Here is a 21,988-nt window from a genome sequence, read left to right on the forward strand (position 1 = left end):
CCTTCTTATATTATCTAGTTTTGAAGGAACAACGTTCCTGATATGTTTGGTGGCGATAGCGAAGAGGTCACACCCGTTCCCATTCCGAACACGGCAGTTAAGCTCTTCAGCGCCGATGGTAGTTGGGGGTTTCCCCCTGTGAGAGTAGGACGCCGCCAAGCCATTTAAAAGATCAGCCATCCGGCTGGTCTTTTTTTGCGTCTTTTAATGATAAAAGTATCGAAAAAAGTAATGAAGCCATTAAAAGTGGAAATAATTCTACTCTTTTCTTCTATTATTATATTGTTAGAATTTAGGGGCGCCTGATCTTTGAATTGTTGTGACATAAGGGGAGAGCCAAGATAGAAGGTGTCAGAATTAGAAAAAACACAAATGATAAATAGTTTCAGGAGGCAATAGTAGAATTAGCCCCATTAATTACCTCAGAAGAGAATAAAGAAATACGGAAGGCCAAAAATCCCAGTTCATCATTGTCCATGGGATACGAAAAAAACTTTAGATAGTCTTAACTGAAGACGCTCAAGTTACTTGAAAGAAAAGGCTTGAAAGTCCTTAGGTCTTTATGGGTATACTCCATATCTTTAAAACGTGGGACAACGAGCATTACGCAAGCACATATCAGCAATACCACAGACTGCTTTTACTTCTGTCTATAGTTTGTTTTTGGGCACTCGACAAGCGGTACTGGCGGATACAAGTAGATATCCCATTCTTGATACAATTGAAAAAACAAACAAAAATGCATGCTGGATTGATATCCAATATTTTTGAATGCTGTATAAAGGACTATTTTATAAGTTTGACACTTGGAAGTTGACGAATCGTTAATGATAGATAATACTCCGACACGAGAGGGAGGGTTAGAGGCTGTATTGAAGTCTTTAATTATCCTGATCCCGCTAAAGCAATTTTTTGCTTTAGGCGGCTTAATTGCTTTCGGCGTTATGCAAGGGTTAAGGATGAAAGGATTGATTCCTGATCAAGATATAGACATCGTAGGATTCGATAATTTCCAGTCGCAGAAATCAATGATCCTCCATTAACAACTGTTTCTTCATTTCCTCAACGTATGGGGAAAGAAGCTGCGAATCTTTTGTAACAAAAAATGGTGAATATTAATCATGAACAACAGCGTATTATATTAAATCCTGAACGGATTATAAAATCCTCCTAAAAAGAAAAAAAGGTGATTAGTTTACAGGAAGAGGGAGTATCTCTTATCGCTGTATTCTTTTCATCTTTTTTATTATTCTTTTCTAGGTTTTATTGGGCAATTAACTAATGGAATTACTTAAGTGGTTCGTAAATATCCCAGGCGACTTTCAATGAATCAACAATATAATCTGCTACCTCTTCGACATCAAGGTCATTCATATTCACTTTTGAATGATGATAGGAGTATATTTCCTGTCTGGTATTAAAAAGTTCTTCTATTTCTTCAAGGCTTCGACTTTGTAACACTGGTCTACTATCAATAAGCAGCCCTATTCTCTCTTTCCAATAATCCCAAGATAAGTCAAGGTAGAAGACAATGCAATTAGATAAACAGATATTCCGTATATCCTCTTGTAAAAATGCTCCTCCTCCGACTGAAATGATTTTCAATTGTTGTTGACTAAAGCTTTCAATCACACTTTTTTCTTTTTCGCGAAAAGTTTTTTCCCCAAACTTCTTGAATATTTCCGTGGTGGGCATATTGAATTCCTTTTCAATTTCTTGATCTATATCAATAAAGTCCCTATATAATTTCCTCGCTACTTTCTGTCCGATCGTCGTCTTTCCTACACCCATAAAGCCAATAAAAACGATGCTTTGCATCCTTAAAGATGTGTTTTTATTAATCATTTATAAATTCCTCCTTTTATAATGATTAAAAGTCTATCCTGAAATTTTTAAAATATATTTATTATAGTATAAGGAAGTAAAATTGTAAAAAATTATTTAATATTTGGACAACGGTAGTGCGTGATATAAGCGGTTATTTCTAAAATCGTTAACCAGTGTTAAAGGAACAACATTTTAGTATTCGATAAACATCTCATTATTCATTTACCTTCATTTATTTAGATTATCATTTCCATACCTTGTTAGGTTGATTGGTCTTTTGGAAAGGCTGTTTTTACATAATTTGTTGCTATTTCCAAGGTAGTGAGTTGTGGTTGATTTCCCCTCCAGATGCTCGCTTTCCGCGGGGCGGGCGGTGAGCCTCTTCGGCGTAAACGCCTGTGGGGTCTCACCTGTCCCGCTGCTCCCGCAGGAGTCTCGCACTTTCGCTCCAATCAACCTTAAATAGTTTCGTTTTAAAACAACAATCTTTACGAAAAGAGCCTTTGGAAAAGCAGAGAGTAATCGATTTGGATAATTTATAAGGTTTTAAGGATATTGAAGAGGTGTGTTTTCAAATGGGTCTTTTTATTTTAATAAAATGGTTGTTGATCTAGGGGAATCTACAAGGATCAAGTAGGGTTTTGGTGTAGAAGAAACCATGTTATGACTGGTACATTTAGTACTCCTATATAATTGAGTAAATCATTTATCAAGGAATTGCATGAAATTGGTTGACTTTATGGTACGAAAGGATTAATATAAATAAGCACCAACTAAGAAAAACAAAAAACTTCATCCGCTTTTGGCAGATTGCTAAAAGAAATAATAACTATTGACTTCTTATAATGAAAATGATAAGATGAAATGGTCGCTGAAAAACATAGCGATTTAAAATAAGTTAAAAACTTCGCAGAAGTTGACAACTAATCAATAAAGTGTTATGATGAATAAACAAGCCGTTCGAAAGAACGATTGTGAAAATTGCTCTTTGAAAACTGAACAAAACAAAGCGCCAACGTTAAATTTTAAGTGAGCACACACTATCAAAAAAGCAAAATGAGCAAGTCAAACATTTCTTCGGAGAGTTTGATCCTGGCTCAGGACGAACGCTGGCGGCGTGCCTAATACATGCAAGTCGAGCGAATCGATGGGAGCTTGCTCCCTGAGATTAGCGGCGGACGGGTGAGTAACACGTGGGCAACCTGCCTATAAGACTGGGATAACTTCGGGAAACCGGAGCTAATACCGGATACGTTCTTTTCTCGCATGAGAGAAGATGGAAAGACGGTTTACGCTGTCACTTATAGATGGGCCCGCGGCGCATTAGCTAGTTGGTGAGGTAATGGCTCACCAAGGCGACGATGCGTAGCCGACCTGAGAGGGTGATCGGCCACACTGGGACTGAGACACGGCCCAGACTCCTACGGGAGGCAGCAGTAGGGAATCTTCCGCAATGGACGAAAGTCTGACGGAGCAACGCCGCGTGAACGAAGAAGGCCTTCGGGTCGTAAAGTTCTGTTGTTAGGGAAGAACAAGTACCAGAGTAACTGCTGGTACCTTGACGGTACCTAACCAGAAAGCCACGGCTAACTACGTGCCAGCAGCCGCGGTAATACGTAGGTGGCAAGCGTTGTCCGGAATTATTGGGCGTAAAGCGCGCGCAGGTGGTTCCTTAAGTCTGATGTGAAAGCCCACGGCTCAACCGTGGAGGGTCATTGGAAACTGGGGAACTTGAGTGCAGAAGAGGAAAGTGGAATTCCAAGTGTAGCGGTGAAATGCGTAGAGATTTGGAGGAACACCAGTGGCGAAGGCGACTTTCTGGTCTGTAACTGACACTGAGGCGCGAAAGCGTGGGGAGCAAACAGGATTAGATACCCTGGTAGTCCACGCCGTAAACGATGAGTGCTAAGTGTTAGAGGGTTTCCGCCCTTTAGTGCTGCAGCTAACGCATTAAGCACTCCGCCTGGGGAGTACGGCCGCAAGGCTGAAACTCAAAGGAATTGACGGGGGCCCGCACAAGCGGTGGAGCATGTGGTTTAATTCGAAGCAACGCGAAGAACCTTACCAGGTCTTGACATCCTCTGACAACCCTAGAGATAGGGCTTTCCCCTTCGGGGGACAGAGTGACAGGTGGTGCATGGTTGTCGTCAGCTCGTGTCGTGAGATGTTGGGTTAAGTCCCGCAACGAGCGCAACCCTTGATCTTAGTTGCCAGCATTCAGTTGGGCACTCTAAGGTGACTGCCGGTGACAAACCGGAGGAAGGTGGGGATGACGTCAAATCATCATGCCCCTTATGACCTGGGCTACACACGTGCTACAATGGATGGTACAAAGGGCTGCAAACCTGCGAAGGTAAGCGAATCCCATAAAGCCATTCTCAGTTCGGATTGTAGGCTGCAACTCGCCTACATGAAGCCGGAATCGCTAGTAATCGCGGATCAGCATGCCGCGGTGAATACGTTCCCGGGCCTTGTACACACCGCCCGTCACACCACGAGAGTTTGTAACACCCGAAGTCGGTGAGGTAACCTTTATGGAGCCAGCCGCCTAAGGTGGGACAGATGATTGGGGTGAAGTCGTAACAAGGTAGCCGTATCGGAAGGTGCGGCTGGATCACCTCCTTTCTAAGGATAATTACGAGAGCGCTTTTGTTTTGTTCAGTTTTGAATGAGTAATTCATTCAGATACGAAAGATAAACATCACGATGTGATGGATTCTTTCTACTTTGTTCCTTGAAAACTAGATAATAGATAGAAGGCAATTAATTTTTTCAAAGCATCAGTAAGATCTTTTTTAACGGTTAAGTTAGAAAGGGCGCACGGTGGATGCCTTGGCACTAGGAGCCGATGAAGGACGGGACTAACACCGATATGCTTCGGGGAGCTGTAAGTAAGCTTTGATCCGGAGATTTCCGAATGGGGAAACCCACTGTTCGTAATGGAACAGTATCTTTACCTGAATACATAGGGTACTGAAGGCAGACCCGGGGAACTGAAACATCTAAGTACCCGGAGGAAGAGAAAGCAAATGCGATTTCCTGAGTAGCGGCGAGCGAAACGGAATTAGCCCAAACCAAGAGGCTTGCCTCTTGGGGTTGTAGGACACTCAACATGGAGTTACAAAGGAACGGGGTAAATGAAGTGATCTGGAAAGGTCCGTCAAAGAAGGTAAAAACCCTGTAGTTGAAACTTCGTTCCCTCCTGAGTGGATCCTGAGTACGGCGGGACACGAGAAATCCCGTCGGAAGCAGGGAGGACCATCTCCCAAGGCTAAATACTCCCTAGTGACCGATAGTGAACCAGTACCGTGAGGGAAAGGTGAAAAGCACCCCGGAAGGGGAGTGAAATAGATCCTGAAACCGTGTGCCTACAAGTAGTCAAAGCCCGTTAATGGGTAATGGCGTGCCTTTTGTAGAATGAACCGGCGAGTTACGATTTCATGCGAGGTTAAGTTGATAAGACGGAGCCGCAGCGAAAGCGAGTCTGAATAGGGCGAATGAGTATGAGGTCGTAGACCCGAAACCAGGTGATCTACCCATGTCCAGGGTGAAGTTCAGGTAACACTGAATGGAGGCCCGAACCCACGCACGTTGAAAAGTGCGGGGATGAGGTGTGGGTAGCGGAGAAATTCCAATCGAACCTGGAGATAGCTGGTTCTCTCCGAAATAGCTTTAGGGCTAGCCTCAAGATGAGAGTATTGGAGGTAGAGCACTGATTGGACTAGGGGCCCCCAACGGGTTACCGAATTCAGTCAAACTCCGAATGCCAAATACTTATTCTTGGGAGTCAGACTGCGAGTGATAAGATCCGTAGTCGAAAGGGAAACAGCCCAGACCACCAGCTAAGGTCCCAAAGTATACGTTAAGTGGAAAAGGATGTGGAGTTGCTTAGACAACCAGGATGTTGGCTCAGAAGCAGCCACCATTTAAAGAGTGCGTAATAGCTCACTGGTCGAGTGACTCCGCGCCGAAAATGTACCGGGGCTAAACGTATCACCGAAGCTGTGGATTGACACCATTTTGGTGTCGATGGTAGGAGAGCGTTCTAAGGGCGTTGAAGTCAGACCGGAAGGACTGGTGGAGCGCTTAGAAGTGAGAATGCCGGTATGAGTAGCGAAAGAAGGGTGAGAATCCCTTCCACCGAATGCCTAAGGTTTCCTGAGGAAGGCTCGTCCGCTCAGGGTTAGTCGGGACCTAAGCCGAGGCCGAAAGGCGTAGGCGATGGACAACAGGTTGATATTCCTGTACCACCTATACATCGTTTGAACGATGGGGGGACGCAGAAGGATAGGGTAAGCGCGCTGTTGGATATGCGCGTCCAAGCAGTTAGGCCGGAAACGAGGCAAATCCCGTTTCCATTAAGGCGGAGCTGTGATGGCGAGGGAAATATAGTACCGAAGTTCCTGATTCCACGCTGCCAAGAAAAGCCTCTAGTGAGATGTAAGGTGCCCGTACCGCAAACCGACACAGGTAGGCGAGGAGAGAATCCTAAGGTGTGCGAGAGAACTCTCGTTAAGGAACTCGGCAAAATGACCCCGTAACTTCGGGAGAAGGGGTGCTTTTTAGGGTGAATAGCCCGGAAAAGCCGCAGTGAATAGGCCCAGGCGACTGTTTAGCAAAAACACAGGTCTCTGCGAAGCCGCAAGGCGAAGTATAGGGGCTGACACCTGCCCGGTGCTGGAAGGTTAAGGGGAGAGGTTAGCGCAAGCGAAGCTTTGAACCGAAGCCCCAGTAAACGGCGGCCGTAACTATAACGGTCCTAAGGTAGCGAAATTCCTTGTCGGGTAAGTTCCGACCCGCACGAAAGGTGTAACGATCTGGGCACTGTCTCAACGAGAGACTCGGTGAAATTATAGTACCTGTGAAGATGCAGGTTACCCGCGACAGGACGGAAAGACCCCGTGGAGCTTTACTGCAGCCTGATATTGAATTTTGGTACAGCTTGTACAGGATAGGTAGGAGCCTGAGAAGCCGGAGCGCTAGCTTCGGTGGAGGCGTTGGTGGGATACTACCCTGGCTGTATTGAAATTCTAACCCGCGCCCCTTATCGGGGTGGGAGACAGTGTCAGGTGGGCAGTTTGACTGGGGCGGTCGCCTCCTAAAGAGTAACGGAGGCGCCCAAAGGTTCCCTCAGAATGGTTGGAAATCATTCGTAGAGTGTAAAGGCACAAGGGAGCTTGACTGCGAGACCTACAAGTCGAGCAGGGACGAAAGTCGGGCTTAGTGATCCGGTGGTTCCGCATGGAAGGGCCATCGCTCAACGGATAAAAGCTACCCCGGGGATAACAGGCTTATCTCCCCCAAGAGTCCACATCGACGGGGAGGTTTGGCACCTCGATGTCGGCTCATCGCATCCTGGGGCTGTAGTCGGTCCCAAGGGTTGGGCTGTTCGCCCATTAAAGCGGTACGCGAGCTGGGTTCAGAACGTCGTGAGACAGTTCGGTCCCTATCCGTCGCGGGCGCAGGAAATTTGAGAGGAGCTGTCCTTAGTACGAGAGGACCGGGATGGACGCACCGCTGGTGTACCAGTTGTCTTGCCAAAGGCATAGCTGGGTAGCTACGTGCGGACGGGATAAGTGCTGAAAGCATCTAAGCATGAAGCCCCCCTCAAGATGAGATTTCCCATGGCGCAAGCTAGTAAGATCCCTGAAAGATGATCAGGTTGATAGGTCAGAGGTGGAAGCGTGGCGACATGTGGAGCTGACTGATACTAATAGATCGAGGACTTAACCAACGCTTTTCAAAAAATGAAATACCTTCTTATTATCTAGTTTTGAAGGAACAACGTTCCTGATATGTTTGGTGGCGATAGCGAAGAGGTCACACCCGTTCCCATTCCGAACACGGCAGTTAAGCTCTTCAGCGCCGATGGTAGTTGGGGGTTTCCCCCTGTGAGAGTAGGACGCCGCCAAGCCATTTAAAAAGATCAGCCATCCGGCTGGTCTTTTTTTGCGTCTCAATGATTTAAAAGAAATCGTTTTTATGATATCTCCATCTTTCAAATTGAATTGAATTCGACCTAAAGGGATAATGTTGCCTCTCTTCAATGCCCTCAAATTATAGAGATTTGAATTGAAATAATTCATGGGTGCAAGATACGAATAACTGTACTGTTCATGGAGCAGGGGGATTACTTGAGTCTGGCTATAGTATTAGGAAGGGAAGAAGGTTAGGATATTGAATGGATGTATAAATTATGAAGATAGGGTCTTTTTTAGACAGACGGAAAATTCGGAGAAGACATTAACTAAGGCATTATGGAATCCCTGTAATACTGTAATGAATACTAAAATGGATTTCTTGTCTTACTTGTTCTTTTTCATTATACTAGGAGGAATTTATTAAGATAATAATTCAAGTTGGATGTTAAGGAAGAAGGCAAATAAAATGGAATTATGGAAGGGATTTTGGTATTGTGGGTAAAAAAAGTAAGGAAAAGTTTGAAGTTGTTGAGGGTGAGACAATCGATGCTTGTTTAGATCGAATTAAAGCGGCAGGCTACTTTCCTGTAAGGCGGACGGAAGAACCCATCTTTGCCGAGAAAATCGAGAATGGCAAAGTCCAATATGTGCCAGTTGATCGAAAAATTGTATTCGAAGTAAAATTAATCGAGTAAAACACGAACGATTCATTAATATCATGTAAAAATATTCGATTTTAACTTGACATTAAAATGGCCGAAAGGTAAGATGTAGTTACATTAATACATCTCATATAATCATGGGGATATGGCCCAAAAGTTTCTACCTGATGACCGTAAATCATCGGACTATGAGAAAAGCATCTGACTAATTCGGAAACTAGCCAAGTCTTTTTGTTTTTTTTCAAAAGGGCTTTCTATTCCGGGCAGTTTGCTTTCTCGATGAGGAAGCAAACTGCCCGGTTTTTTTAATTTACATGTTATAGATAATGATAAGCGTCCATCTGCATACTCGGGACGCCAAAATATGAGTGTTGGAGGGAAAGATGATATGAAACCACAAGTTGGAGTTATTATGGGAAGTGTCTCGGATTGGGAAACGATGAAATACGCTTGTGAATCATTGGAACAGCTTGAGATTCCCTATGAAAAAAGAGTCGTTTCCGCCCACAGGACGCCGGATTTACTATTTGAATATGCAGAGAGTGCAAAAGATAGAGATATTAAGGTGATTATTGCCGGAGCTGGCGGGGCGGCGCATCTTCCAGGTATGACGGCAGCCAAAACGATTGTCCCTGTGATTGGCGTACCGATACAATCTAAGGCATTAAATGGGATGGATTCGTTATTATCGATTGTTCAAATGCCTGGCGGCGTACCGGTTGCAACGGTTGCAATCGGAAAAGCTGGCGCAGTCAATGCCGGATTGTTAGCGGCTCAAATATTAGCAGCTTTCGATTCCAACATTGCTGATAGGTTAGAATCTTTACGAGACGAAACCAGAGAAAAGGTGTTACAGAGCAGTGAACAACTTAAATAATACAATCATTTTACCGGGACAGACCATTGGAATTATTGGCGGTGGGCAATTGGGCAGGATGATGGCCTTGTCGGCTAAGGCATCGGGCTTTAAGATAGCGGTCCTTGAGCCGACTGCAGAAGGTCCATGTGCGCAGGTAGCGGATATTGAAATCATTGGTGCTTATGATGATATCGAAGCATTGAAAAGGTTGGCTGAGGTTAGTGACGTCATAACATATGAGTTTGAAAATATCAGTTCAGAAGCACTGGATTGGTTAAAGCAACATGCATTTCTTCCACAGGGCTCAGAATTATTAAAGATGACCCAGGATAGACTTACTGAAAAAAAGGCCATATCTGATGCAGGAGCTTCGGTTGCTCCCTATCGGGAAATACAGGATATTTCAGAAATTCACCTTCATATAGAAAAATTAGGGTACCCTAGTGTGTTAAAAACGACGCGGGGCGGTTATGATGGAAAAGGGCAGTTGGTCATTAAGGAAGAAGCCGATATCAAAAAGGCAGAATCCCTGCTCAAAACAGGTGTATGTGTGCTGGAAGCCTGGATACCTTTCGTAAAAGAAATCTCGATTATCGTGACGCGTAAGGCAAATGGCGAGGCAAGTCATTTTCCGATAGCGGAAAATATTCATATTGAAAATATTCTTCATAAAAGCATTGTTCCCGCACGTATTAGTCAACAAGCTGAACGGAAGGCTATTAATGAAGCCTTGCAGCTTGCAGAAAAACTTGATTTGGTAGGGACATTGGCGGTCGAGATGTTTTTAACCGCTCAGGATGAGATCATCATTAATGAATTAGCGCCAAGACCTCATAACTCAGGCCATTATACAATGGAAGCGTGTGAGACTTCACAATTCGAACAGCATATAAGGGCTGTTTGCAATTGGCCGCTCGGTAATACGGCGTTATTGAAGCCGGTCGTAATGTTAAACATCCTTGGTGAGCATATTGGACCCTTAATGGATGAAATTCCAACGATTTCTGATTGGAAGGTTCATCTTTACGGCAAGAAAGAGGCCAAGTTTAAGCGGAAAATGGGGCATGTGAATATTTTACGTCCAACGATTGAGGAAGCTCTTTTGGAAAGTGATCGAAGCAAAATATGGAATCAATAGGTTGAAACGGAGGAAGTAAAATGATTGAACGTTATACCCGCCCAGAGATGGGAAACATTTGGACAGAGAAAAACCGCTTTAATGCGTGGTTGGAAGTAGAAATTCTAGCTTGTGAAGCATGGTCTGAACTTGGAATAATTCCAAAGGAAGATGTGAAGCTTCTTCGTGAAAATGCTACGTTCGATGTGGAGCGTATCAATGAAATCGAAAAAGATACACGCCACGATGTTGTTGCTTTTACACGTGCGGTTTCTGAAACATTGGGTGAAGAACGGAAATGGGTCCATTACGGACTGACTTCTACTGATGTGGTCGATACAGCTCTTTCATATATGATTAAGCAAGCGAATGATATCATCTCCAAGGATTTAAATAACTTTGTGGAGATCCTGAAAAATAAAGCGAAAGAACATAAATATACGGTTCAAATGGGACGTACACATGGAGTTCATGCGGAACCGACCACTTTTGGGTTGAAATTGGCACTTTGGTATCAAGAAATGAAACGCAATGTCGAACGTTTTGAAGAAGCCAGAAAGAACATAGAGGTTGGGAAAATCTCTGGAGCTGTCGGAACCTACGCAAACATCGACCCGTTCGTTGAAAAATTCGTTTGTGAAAAGCTTGGCCTTGAAGCAGCACCTATTTCAACACAAACATTGCAACGGGATCGCCACGCACATTATATGAGCACATTGGCTTTAATTGCGACATCAATTGAAAAGTTCGCAGTGGAAATTCGTGGATTGCAAAAAAGTGAAACGCGTGAAGTGGAAGAATTCTTTGCAAAAGGACAAAAGGGATCTTCGGCAATGCCTCATAAACGGAATCCAATCGGTTCTGAAAATATGACAGGTATAGCTCGTGTAATCCGCGGTTACATGATGACAGCATATGAGAATGTGCCATTATGGCATGAACGTGACATTTCACATTCTTCTGCTGAGCGCATCATCTTGCCGGATGCAACGATCGCATTAAACTACATGCTGAACCGTTTCAGCAACATAGTGAAGAACTTGACCGTTTATCCAGAAAATATGAAACGCAATATGGACCGTACACTGGGATTGATTTTCTCACAACGTGTGCTGCTGTCCCTTATCGATAAAGGACTTGTCCGTGAAGAGGCTTATGATACGGTTCAGCCGAAAGCGATGGAAGCATGGGAGCTTCAGGTTCCATTCAGAAGCCTGATCGAAAAGGATGATAAAATCACAAGCTTGCTTACGAAAGAAGAACTTGATGATTGTTTCGATCCTACACATCACTTGAAAAATGTTGATGTAATCTTTGATCGTTTAGGTTTATAGAAGTGAAGGCGGCAAACATAGCACCTCTAAACGGTGATATGTTTGCCTAGCCTGATCAATACAGGATGATTCGAAATATTCACAATGTGGGGGTCTGGACAGATGGAAAAACGAGAATTGTTGTATGAAGGAAAAGCGAAACAGATTTTTGCAACGGACAACAGTGAAATAGTATGGGTGGAATACAAGGATTCGGCAACAGCGTTTAATGGTGAGAAAAAGTCAGAAATCGCCGGAAAAGGTAAGTTGAATAATCAAATTACAAGCCTATTATTTTCAAAGCTTGCCCAAGAAAATATACCGTCCCATTTTATTGAACAGCTTTCCGACCGGGAGCAGTTAGTTAAGAGAGTATCCATCATTCCGCTTGAAGTCGTTGTACGAAATACGGCTGCCGGCAGTTTTTCTAAAAGAACTGGCATTGAAGAAGGCCACCCGCTTAAGAAAACGCTGATTGAGTTTTACTATAAAGACGACGAGCTCGGCGATCCTCTGTTAACGGAAGACCATATTGAAGAATTGGAACTTGCAAGCAAGGAAGATGTAGCCATTTTAAAAGAAAAGGCACAAGAGATCAGTATCGTCTTAACTTCCTTCTTTAAAGAATTGGACATTAAATTGATTGATTTTAAATTAGAGTTCGGTAAAACCCCGAATGGAGACATTCTGCTGGCAGATGAAATTTCACCTGATACCTGCCGATTATGGGATGTTAACACGAACGAAAAGTTAGACAAAGATGTATTCCGCCGTAATTTAGGCAGTTTAACAGATGCTTACGAAAAAATACTAGCAAAGTTGGAGGGTACTCAACATGTATAAGGTTAAGGTATATATCACACTACGCGAAAGTGTATTAGATCCACAGGGAGCTGCAGTGCAACAATCACTTCATAGCTTGACATATAACGAAGTTAGTGATGTTCGAGTGGGGAAATACATTGAACTTACAATTAAGGATACGGATCGTGATTTAGATCAACTTGTGAAGGAAATGTGTGAAAAACTATTGGCCAACACGGTAATTGAAGCTTACCGCTATGATGTTGAGGAGGTTATCACCCAATGAAATTTGCTGTCATAGTTTTCCCTGGTTCCAATTGTGATGTCGATATGTTCCATGCGATAAAGGATGCTCTAGGGGAAGAAGTGGAGTATGTTTGGCACTCTACAGACAATCTAGATCAGTATGATGGGATTCTCCTTCCAGGAGGTTTCTCTTATGGGGACTATTTACGCTCTGGAGCGATTGCACGATTTTCGAATGTAATGGCCGAAATCGTAAAAGCGGCACAAGCAGGAAAGCCTGTTTTGGGTGTCTGCAATGGTTTTCAGATTTTACTTGAAGCAGGACTTTTACCTGGAGCGATGCGCCGTAATGAAGGCTTGAAATTCATTTGCCGCAATGTAGGATTAAAGGTTGAAAATAATCAATCGATGTTCACGACAGGATATGAAATAAATGAAACGATTACGATCCCGGTTGCCCATGGTGAAGGGAATTACTACTGTGATGATGAAACATTGGCTGAATTAAAACGAAATAACCGTATTTTATTCACTTATGACGGTGAAAATCCAAACGGAAGCTTGGAACAAATAGCGGGAATTACAAATGAACAAGGAAATGTCCTCGGAATGATGCCTCATCCCGAACGTGCTGTTGATTCACTGCTTGGCAGTAAAGACGGCTTAAAGATTTTTCAATCCATCGTAAAAAACTGGAGGGAATCACATGTTATTACAGCTTGAACCAAGTCCGGAAAAAATTAAATCGGAGCGATTGTACGCAAGTATGGGACTATCCGATAAAGAATTTGCCATGGTCGAGAAAATCTTAGGCAGACTGCCGAATTATACGGAAACTGGATTGTTTTCGGTTATGTGGTCAGAGCATTGTTCCTACAAAAATTCAAAACCCATCTTAAGAAAATTCCCGATTACTGGGGAGAAGGTCCTTCAAGGACCTGGTGAAGGAGCTGGTATCGTTGATATCGGTGACGATCAGGCTGTCGTTTTTAAAATAGAAAGTCATAACCACCCATCTGCTATCGAGCCTTACCAAGGTGCCGCTACTGGTGTCGGCGGTATTATCCGTGATGTCTTCTCCATGGGGGCGCGTCCGATTGCGATGCTGAATTCGCTTCGCTTCGGTGAGTTAGACAATGATCGCGTGAAATATTTATTTAAAGAAGTGGTTGCAGGGATTGCAGGATACGGAAATTGTATCGGAATTCCAACTGTCGGCGGAGAAATTCAATTCGATCCATCATATGAAGGAAATCCTTTAGTCAATGCTATGTGTGTCGGTTTGATTGATCATAAGGACATTAAAAAAGGCCAAGCACATGGAGTGGGCAACACAGTCATGTATGTCGGTGCCAAAACTGGACGTGATGGTATTCATGGAGCAACATTTGCATCCGAGGAGCTGTCAGAGTCATCAGAAGAAAAACGCCCAGCCGTACAAGTAGGAGATCCATTCATGGAGAAACTGCTTTTGGAAGCATGCCTTGAATTGATTCAAAATGATGCCCTTGTTGGCATTCAAGATATGGGAGCAGCGGGTCTTACAAGTTCATCTGCCGAGATGGCGAGTAAAGCTGGATCAGGAATAAAAATGAATCTTGATTTAGTACCTCAGCGTGAAACAGGAATGACAGCATATGAAATGATGCTTTCTGAATCACAAGAGCGGATGCTGATCGTTGTAACTAAAGGACGCGAACAGGAAATCGTTGACTTGTTTACGAAATATGATCTAGAGGCTGTTTCCGTCGGTGAAGTGACGGATGACAAAAACCTAACATTATCGCATCAAGGTGAAATTGTTGCAGAGGTTCCAGTTGATGCATTGGCTGAAGAAGCTCCGATTTATCATAAGCCATCTGCAGAACCGCAATATTTCCGTGATTTCCAAAGCATGAAGGCTGAAGTGCCAGTCATAGAAGATTATAAAGAAACACTGATATCACTATTGAAGCAACCGACGATTTCGAGCAAGGAATGGGTTTATGATCAATATGATTACATGGTCCGCACGAATACAGTCGTCTCACCTGGATCGGATGCGGCGGTAGTACGAGTTCGGGGCACAAATAAGGCCCTTGCTATGACGACGGATTGTAACTCCCGCTATATATATTTAGATCCAGAAACGGGAGGTAAAATCGCAGTCGCTGAAGCAGCACGTAACATTATTTGCTCGGGTGCGGAACCTTTAGCGATTACGGATTGCCTGAATTTTGGGAATCCTGAAAAACCTGAAATATTTTGGCAATTGGAAAAAGCAGCAGACGGTATGAGTGAAGCTTGCAGAAGCTTAAGTACCCCTGTAATTGGCGGAAATGTCTCCCTTTACAATGAAACGAATGGTGAAGCGATTTATCCGACACCTGTAGTTGGGATGGTTGGTCTTGTCAGTGACCTTCAGCACATCACTACACAATCGTTTAAAAATGAATCCGATTTGATTTATGTGGTCGGCGAAGCGAAAGTTGAATTTGGAGGCAGTGAATTACAGAAAATGCTTGAAGGTAAAATCTTTGGACGCGCTCCAGAACTTGATTTGGCCGTTGAACAAAAACGTCAGCAGCAAATCCTCACTGCAATCCAAAACGGACTTGTCGCATCAGCCCATGATCTTTCGGAAGGCGGTTTGGCAGTGGCTTTAGCTGAATCTTTATTCGGGGCTAGCAGACTTGGTGCAAAAGTGAATATATCCGGCGAACCGGTATCAGAATTATTCAGTGAAACACAATCACGATTCTTACTATCCATCAATCCTGAAAACCAAACGGCATTTGAAGCACTTGTTGAAGATGCGATATGCATAGGCTCAGTAACAGAGGATAATAAATTAGTCGTGACGGCAGACAGTGATAGCAAAGTATTGGAAGCGGACGTTGAAGTTTTACGAACAGCTTGGAAGGGAGCTATACCATGCTTGCTGAAATAAGAAGCCTAAACGAAGAGTGTGGCGTTGTTGGAGTCTGGGGACATCCCGATGCAGCACAGCTTGCTTACTACGGTTTGCATAGCTTACAACATCGTGGTCAAGAGGGAGCTGGCATCGTCGTGACGGACGGTGACCAGATGTCCATCACTAAGGGTGAAGGTCTTGTCACAGAAATATTCACGGCTGATAAAATGCAGGCACTTTCCGGTTCAGGAAAAGCTGCGATCGGCCATGTCCGTTATACAACGGCAGGTGGCGGCGGGTATCAAAATGTTCAGCCTTTCCTGTTCAATTCACATACAGGAGGGCTGGCCCTTGCTCATAATGGGAACATCGTCAATGCCCATCAATTAAAAGCACAGCTTGAAGGACAGGGAAGCATTTTTCAAACGACATCGGATACGGAAGTTCTGGCCCATTTGATTAAACGGTCCGGCTACTCAGATGTCAGGGATTCCGTGAAAAACAGTTTAAGCATGCTGAAGGGAGCTTATGCCTTTGTCATCATGACAGAAAACCAAATGATCATGGCAAGAGATCCGCATGGCTTCCGTCCACTTTCCTTAGGGAAAATAGGCGATGCATATTTCGCTGCATCCGAAACATGTGCCCTTGATATTGTAGGTGCAGAATTCATCCGCGATATTGAACCGGGTGAACTCGTTGTCATTAATGATGAGGGAATCACTTCCGAGTACTTTTCGCTTTCTAGTCAGCAGGCAATGTGTACGATGGAATATGTGTACTTTTCCCGTCCGGATAGTAACATTGATGGGATCAATGTTCATACGGCACGAAAAAACCTTGGCAAGCAAATGGCACTGGAAGCTAAAATAGAAGCGGATGTAGTTACAGGTGTACCCGATTCCAGTATTTCCGCAGCGATAGGCTATGCTGAAGCGGCCGGAATTCCCTATGAAATGGGCTTAATAAAAAATCGTTATGTTGGACGGACGTTCATTCAGCCATCACAGAGTCTGCGTGAACAAGGCGTGAAGATGAAACTTTCACCTGTAAGAGGGGTCGTAGAAGGTAAGCGGGTTATAATGGTTGATGATTCAATCGTCCGTGGGACCACGAGCAGAAGGATTGTCCGCATGTTAAAAGATGCAGGAGCCAAAGAAGTGCATGTTGTAATCAGCTCGCCACCGATCAAGAATCCATGTTTTTATGGAATAGACACGTCTAAAAAGGAAGAACTGATTGCGAGCTCTAAATCGGTGGAGGAAATAAGGGAAATCATTGGTGCTGATTCATTAACTTTTTTAAGTGTCGAAGGTATGGTCGAAGCAATTGGCCGACCATTTCCTGGAGAAACGCGCGGTTCATGCCTAGCTTGTTTCACCGGAAATTATCCGACTGAAATTTTTGAGTACGAACGAGAAAAAACAAAATGTTAATCAAGTCGGCAATGAAGATTGATTTTCGGAGGAGGATTTCAAATGGCTAATGCATATAAACAGGCTGGTGTGGATATTGAGGCTGGTTATGAAGCGGTAAATCGAATGAAAAAACATGTAAAGCGCACATTTCGTCCAGAAGTAATGAATGGTCTTGGCGGTTTTGGAGGCATGTTTGACTTATCTTCCTTGAACCTTAAAGAACCTGTGCTCATTTCAGGTACGGATGGAGTGGGTACGAAACTTTTGTTGGCGTTCATGATGGATAAACACGATACAATTGGTGTGGATTGTGTAGCTATGTGCGTCAATGATGTTGTCGTTCAAGGTGCTGCACCTTTATACTTTTTAGATTATATTGCCTGCGGTAAAGCTGATCCAGAACGAATAGAAATGATCGTCAAAGGAATTGCAGATGGCTGTGAGCAGGCAGGCTGTGCTTTAATCGGCGGAGAAACAGCGGAAATGCCGGGCATGTACGAAACGGAAGAATACGATGTTGCAGGCTTTACTGTAGGTGCAGTTGAAAAATCACGTCTAATTACGGGTGAGGCAATCTCGGCGGGTGATGTCGTTATTGGACTTGCTTCAAGCGGCATCCACAGTAATGGATATTCACTTGTTCGTAAAATCCTTCTTGAAGACTCAGGTATGGGGCTTCATGACTTCGTACCGGAATTGGGTTGCAAGTTGGGTGAGGAATTACTAAAACCGACAAAAATCTATGTAAAATCCATTTTATCGACATTAGAAAAATTTGATGTTAATGGTCTTGCCCATATTACGGGTGGCGGGTTCATCGAAAATATTCCCCGTATTCTACCTGAAGGATGCGGTGTGGAAATCGAGCTAGGAAGCTGGGAAATTCCATCTGTATTCGCGTTCCTTGAAGAAAAAGGGAACCTTGTAAAAGAGGAAATGTTCAATATTTTCAATATGGGTATTGGAATGACGGCTGTCGTGAAAAAAGAAGTGGCATCTGATGTGGTAGCCCATCTACGGTCTTGCGGCGAAGAAGCATCGGTTATTGGAACGATTGTGGACGGAAATGGAGTGTCGTTTAAATAATGAAGCGCCTTGCTGTCTTTGCATCAGGTAATGGTAGTAATTTCCAATCAATTTCTGAAGCAATAAAAAGTGGAAAATTGGCGGCGGAAATCTGTCTTGTCGTTTGTGATCGGGAAGACGCTTATGTACTTGAGAGAGCAAAGCTTGAGAATATTGATTCTTTCTCCTTTTCAGCGAAGAATTACTCTAACAAGACTGAGTATGAATCGGTAATCCTGGAGAAACTTCGCCAATATGAGATAGAGTTTATCATTCTGGCTGGTTATATGCGTTTGATTGGTCCGACATTATTACAAAAGTATACACAGAGAATTGTGAACATCCACCCTTCACTCTTGCCTAGTTTTCCAGGCAAGGATGCAATTGGCCAGGCTTTTGACGCTGGAGTGAAGGAAACGGGGGTAACCGTTCATTATGTTGATGATGGAATGGATACAGGACCGATCATTGCCCAAAATGCAGTGCCAATTCTTGAGGGGGATACGAAAGACATTCTTCAAAAAAGGATTCAGGCAATGGAGCATGACATGTATCCGTCAGTTTTGCAGGAGCTATGCCACAAGAAACTTACTTAATGGAGGGACCAACATAACATGAAGAAACGTGCTTTAATTAGTGTATCGGATAAAACAGGTATCGTAGAATTTGCTCAAGGTTTAATTGAGGCAGGTTTTGAAATTATTTCTACAGGCGGTACCAAAAAAACACTGCAGGATAATGGCGTTGATGTAATTGGAATCAGTGATGTCACCGGTTTTCCGGAAATCTTGGATGGACGTGTAAAAACACTTCACCCGAATGTCCATGGAGCAGTGTTGGCAAAACATGATGACAAGGATCACGCAGCACAGCTTGCAGAGCATAATATTGAACCAATTCAACTTGTCTGTGTAAACCTATATCCGTTCCAAGCGACTATTTCCAAACCAGAAGTCACTGTGGAAGATGCTATTGAAAACATCGATATCGGTGGACCGACAATGCTTCGTTCTTCTGCTAAAAACCACGAATATGTGACTGTTATCGTTGATTCAAATGATTATCCTACCGTATTGGCTGAGCTGAAACAAAACGACGGAGTATCAAAAACCACGAATCGCCGTTTGGCTGCAAAAGTCTTCCGCCATACAGCTGCATATGATGCTGTCATTTCGGAGTATATGACTGAACTTACCGATGAAGAGAATCCTGAATCATTGACTGTTACCTATGAATTGAAACAGTCCCTTCGTTATGGGGAAAATCCACATCAAAAAGCAGCATTCTATAAAAAACCGCTTGGTTCCGTTTTCTCAATTGCTGAAGCGCAGCAATTACATGGAAAAGAGCTTTCATACAACAACATTAATGACGCTGATGCAGCACTTCAAATCGTTAAGGAATTCAATGAGCCGGCTGCTGTTGCTGTTAAACATATGAATCCTTGCGGCGTCGGTGTAGGAGCGACCATTTTAGAAGCGTATGAAAAAGCTTATGAGGCAGATGCTACTTCCATTTTCGGTGGAATCATTGCTTTGAACCGTGAAGTTGATAAAGCGACTGCGGAAAGGCTTCATGAAATTTTCCTTGAAATCATCATTGCTCCTGGGTTTACAGATGAAGCAGTGGAAATATTAACAAGCAAGAAAAACCTTCGTTTATTAACGATCGATTTCGATGCGGCTAAAAAACCTGAGCGTAAATTGACTTCCATTGAAGGCGGATTACTTATTCAAGATCGAGATGCACATAGCTTAAAGGATGCAGAGGTAAAAGTTGCAACGAAACGTGAGCCCACTCCTGAAGAATGGAAAGCAATGGAACTTGGCTGGAAAATCGTAAAGCATGTAAAGTCGAATGCAATAGTGGTTAGTAACGGTCAAATGACCTTAGGTGTTGGCGCAGGTCAAATGAACCGTGTCGGTGCTGCAAAAATTGCTCTGGAACAAGCTGGGGAAAGAGCGACAGGTAGTGCATTGGCATCAGATGCTTTCTTCCCAATGGATGATACTGTAGAAGCGGCAGCAAAAGCGGGCGTCACGGCAATTATTCAGCCTGGTGGATCTGTAAAAGATCAAGATTCAATCAAGAAAGCTGATGAATATGGGATTGCAATGGTATTTACAGGAATTCGTCACTTTAAACATTAATCAAAAATAGAGGTGCGATAATGAATGTACTAGTAATTGGCCGGGGCGGCAGGGAGCATGCCATAGCCCGCAAATTATTTGAAAGTAAACGGGTTGGGACAGTTTTTGCAGCACCTGGAAATCCAGGTATGACAGATGTAGCGACTCTTGTTCCAATTGAAGAAAACAATCATGAGGAATTGGTTGCCTTCGCAAAGAAGAATGCAATTTCATTAACGGTGATTGGGCCCGAAACGCCATTGTTGAATGGACTTGCAGACGACTTTACGGATGCAGGCTTAAAGGTATTTGGCCCTAATGGCCGTGCTGCAGTCATTGAGGGAAGTAAATCCTTTGCTAAAGATTTAATGAAGAACTACAGCATTCCGACAGCGGAATATGAAACATTTTCTGATTATGATTCAGCAAAGGCATATATCGAAAAAATGGGTGCCCCTATTGTCATAAAAGCGGATGGCTTGGCTGCAGGAAAAGGTGTCGTTGTTGCAATGACGATGGAAGAGGCGTTAGACGCCATCCATGATATGCTAGTCGGGGCAAAGTTCGGCGAAGCTTCTGCCAAAGTCGTTATTGAGGAATTTCTCGATGGCGAGGAATTCTCATTGATGGCATTCGTGAATGGGGAAAAAGTGTATCCGATGGTCATTGCTCAAGATCACAAGCGAGTTTTTGATGGAGATCAGGGTCCGAACACAGGTGGAATGGGTGCATACTCACCAGTTCCGCAAATTTCCGATGAAATGATTCAGACTGCAGTCGAAACAATTCTTCAGCCTACAGTAAATGCGATGATTTCGGAAAATCGGCGTTTTACAGGTATATTATATGCCGGGTTGATTGCTACTGAAAAGGGCACAAAAGTCATTGAGTTCAATGCACGTTTTGGCGATCCGGAAACGCAAGTTGTTTTACCACGCCTAAAAACCGATTTCGTAGATACGCTTGAAGCGGTTCTTTCTGGGGAGGATTTACAACTTGAATGGCATGAAGAAGCTGTTCTTGGAGTGGTTGTGGCAGCTGATGGATATCCAGGGGATTATAAGAAGGGTTCAATCATTAAAGGCTTGGAAAAGATTGATCCGAATGCCCATGTTTATCATGCTGGAACGGCTAAAAATGTTGAGGGGAATTTCATCTCAAACGGCGGACGTGTACTTCTGGTTGCTGCAAAAGGGAATGATTTGGCCTCAGCCCAAGCTGAAGTATATAAAGAGTTGGGGCATATTGAGAAAGACGGCTTATTCTGGCGAACGGATATTGGATACCGTGCAATTTAATGCGATGTTTCATTATAATACAAAGAAGCTGACTCTAAACGGAGTCAGCTTCTTCTTTAGAAAAAACTTAATATGAATCTGATGAATTAGACTCTCTATCCTGTTTTGGTTCATTTTTCATTAAGGTTTGTCCATTTTCCATTGCATCCGTAAGGGGGCAATAGCGGAGAATGCCTTCGCCTATTTTCATTGCAGAAAGCATGACCACAATAATATAAGATTGGTTTTTCCAGGGTTTCTTTACCATTCTAGCCATTGCCCATGTTAGAAAGGTAAAACCACACGTAATTCGCATTAAGGCATTTATTATACTGATATTTTGTTTAAACTTCATATTTTGTCCATCCCTTCACAAAAATTTAACAATATTCTGGATAACGATACTGTTCTAATGAGGTAAGTATGTTACTATGAAATAAAATTGGATTGAAAATGG

16 protein-coding genes, 4 rRNA genes and 1 riboswitch are annotated in these 21,988 nt (G+C 43.4%); of the genes, 18 read left to right on the forward strand and 2 right to left on the reverse strand.

Annotation, left to right across the window (positions count from 1 at the left end):
* Nucleotides 1-45 precede the first annotated feature (45 nt).
* Nucleotides 46-161 (forward strand): 5S ribosomal RNA (gene rrf / locus UP17_RS01915).
* 711 nt (nt 162-872) lie between these two features.
* Entirely contained in the window at nt 873-1,043 is a 171-nt protein-coding gene (locus UP17_RS01920) for a hypothetical protein (protein ID WP_155727180.1), read from the forward strand.
* Between the two features lie 244 nt (nt 1,044-1,287).
* Here the strand turns inward: UP17_RS01920 and UP17_RS01925 are convergent, their stop codons facing one another.
* Nucleotides 1,288-1,845: a shikimate kinase gene (locus UP17_RS01925; RefSeq protein ID WP_061461263.1), complete on the reverse strand. Its 558-nt coding sequence runs from the start codon at nt 1,843-1,845 to the stop codon at nt 1,288-1,290.
* Between the two features lie 1,056 nt (nt 1,846-2,901).
* On the opposite strand from UP17_RS01925, the gene UP17_RS01930 reads away from it, so the two are divergent.
* From UP17_RS01930 to purD, 16 genes are all read left to right on the forward strand, one after another.
* A 16S ribosomal RNA gene (locus UP17_RS01930) occupies nt 2,902-4,452 on the forward strand.
* Between the two features lie 175 nt (nt 4,453-4,627).
* A 23S ribosomal RNA gene (locus UP17_RS01935) occupies nt 4,628-7,561 on the forward strand.
* A 64-nt stretch (nt 7,562-7,625) separates the two neighbouring features.
* Nucleotides 7,626-7,741 (forward strand): 5S ribosomal RNA (gene rrf / locus UP17_RS01940).
* Together the 16S, 23S and 5S rRNA genes form the textbook arrangement of a ribosomal RNA operon.
* 501 nt (nt 7,742-8,242) lie before the next feature.
* On the forward strand, nt 8,243-8,443 hold the full coding sequence (locus tag UP17_RS01945; protein WP_061461264.1) for an NETI motif-containing protein: 201 nt from the start codon (nt 8,243-8,245) through the stop codon (nt 8,441-8,443).
* Between the two features lie 74 nt (nt 8,444-8,517).
* A riboswitch (purine riboswitch) is annotated at nt 8,518-8,619 on the forward strand.
* 179 nt (nt 8,620-8,798) lie between these two features.
* On the forward strand, nt 8,799-9,287 hold the full coding sequence (gene purE, locus UP17_RS01950) for a 5-(carboxyamino)imidazole ribonucleotide mutase (protein ID WP_061461265.1): 489 nt from the start codon (nt 8,799-8,801) through the stop codon (nt 9,285-9,287).
* Nucleotides 9,271-10,407 carry a 5-(carboxyamino)imidazole ribonucleotide synthase gene (gene purK, locus UP17_RS01955; protein WP_061461266.1) on the forward strand — a complete coding sequence of 379 codons (1,137 nt, stop codon included), beginning with the start codon at nt 9,271-9,273 and terminating at the stop codon, nt 10,405-10,407. The genes purE and purK overlap by 17 nt, the downstream gene beginning before the upstream one ends.
* Before the next feature lie 20 nt (nt 10,408-10,427).
* Nucleotides 10,428-11,720 (forward strand): adenylosuccinate lyase, encoded by a 1,293-nt coding sequence (gene purB / locus UP17_RS01960; RefSeq protein WP_061461267.1) that lies wholly within the window; start codon nt 10,428-10,430, stop codon nt 11,718-11,720.
* Nucleotides 11,721-11,822: 102 nt separating this feature from the next.
* A complete protein-coding gene (gene purC, locus UP17_RS01965; protein ID WP_061461268.1) occupies nt 11,823-12,542 on the forward strand; it encodes a phosphoribosylaminoimidazolesuccinocarboxamide synthase in 720 nt (239 codons plus the stop codon).
* Nucleotides 12,535-12,789, forward strand: coding sequence for a phosphoribosylformylglycinamidine synthase subunit PurS (gene purS, locus UP17_RS01970; protein ID WP_034306118.1), 255 nt, complete (start codon nt 12,535-12,537; stop codon nt 12,787-12,789). The genes purC and purS overlap by 8 nt, the downstream gene beginning before the upstream one ends.
* Complete coding sequence (gene purQ / locus UP17_RS01975; protein ID WP_061461269.1) at nt 12,786-13,472, forward strand: phosphoribosylformylglycinamidine synthase subunit PurQ; 687 nt, start codon at nt 12,786-12,788, stop codon at nt 13,470-13,472. Before purS ends, purQ begins: the two co-directional genes overlap by 4 nt.
* Entirely contained in the window at nt 13,456-15,678 is a 2,223-nt protein-coding gene (gene purL, locus UP17_RS01980; protein ID WP_061461270.1) for a phosphoribosylformylglycinamidine synthase subunit PurL, read from the forward strand. The genes purQ and purL overlap by 17 nt, the downstream gene beginning before the upstream one ends.
* Nucleotides 15,663-17,078, forward strand: a complete 1,416-nt coding sequence (gene purF, locus UP17_RS01985; RefSeq protein WP_061461271.1) for an amidophosphoribosyltransferase — start codon at nt 15,663-15,665, stop codon at nt 17,076-17,078. Before purL ends, purF begins: the two co-directional genes overlap by 16 nt.
* Nucleotides 17,079-17,120: 42 nt before the next feature.
* Entirely contained in the window at nt 17,121-18,146 is a 1,026-nt protein-coding gene (purM, locus tag UP17_RS01990; protein WP_061461272.1) for a phosphoribosylformylglycinamidine cyclo-ligase, read from the forward strand.
* Nucleotides 18,146-18,721 carry a phosphoribosylglycinamide formyltransferase gene (purN, locus tag UP17_RS01995; RefSeq protein ID WP_061461273.1) on the forward strand — a complete coding sequence of 192 codons (576 nt, stop codon included), beginning with the start codon at nt 18,146-18,148 and terminating at the stop codon, nt 18,719-18,721. Before purM ends, purN begins: the two co-directional genes overlap by 1 nt.
* A gap of 18 nt (nt 18,722-18,739) precedes the next feature.
* A complete protein-coding gene (purH, locus tag UP17_RS02000; RefSeq protein ID WP_061461274.1) occupies nt 18,740-20,275 on the forward strand; it encodes a bifunctional phosphoribosylaminoimidazolecarboxamide formyltransferase/IMP cyclohydrolase in 1,536 nt (511 codons plus the stop codon).
* A 20-nt stretch (nt 20,276-20,295) separates the two neighbouring features.
* Nucleotides 20,296-21,552 carry a phosphoribosylamine--glycine ligase gene (purD, locus tag UP17_RS02005; protein WP_061461275.1) on the forward strand — a complete coding sequence of 419 codons (1,257 nt, stop codon included), beginning with the start codon at nt 20,296-20,298 and terminating at the stop codon, nt 21,550-21,552.
* A 67-nt stretch (nt 21,553-21,619) separates the two neighbouring features.
* On the opposite strand, the gene UP17_RS02010 is transcribed toward purD, so the two are convergent.
* Nucleotides 21,620-21,886: a YgaP-like transmembrane domain gene (locus UP17_RS02010; RefSeq protein WP_061461276.1), complete on the reverse strand. Its 267-nt coding sequence runs from the start codon at nt 21,884-21,886 to the stop codon at nt 21,620-21,622.
* Between the last annotated feature and the right edge of the window lie 102 nt (nt 21,887-21,988).

It is taken from the genome of Peribacillus simplex (assembly GCF_001578185.1).
Classification (GTDB): Bacteria; Bacillota; Bacilli; order Bacillales; family DSM-1321; genus Peribacillus; species Peribacillus simplex_A.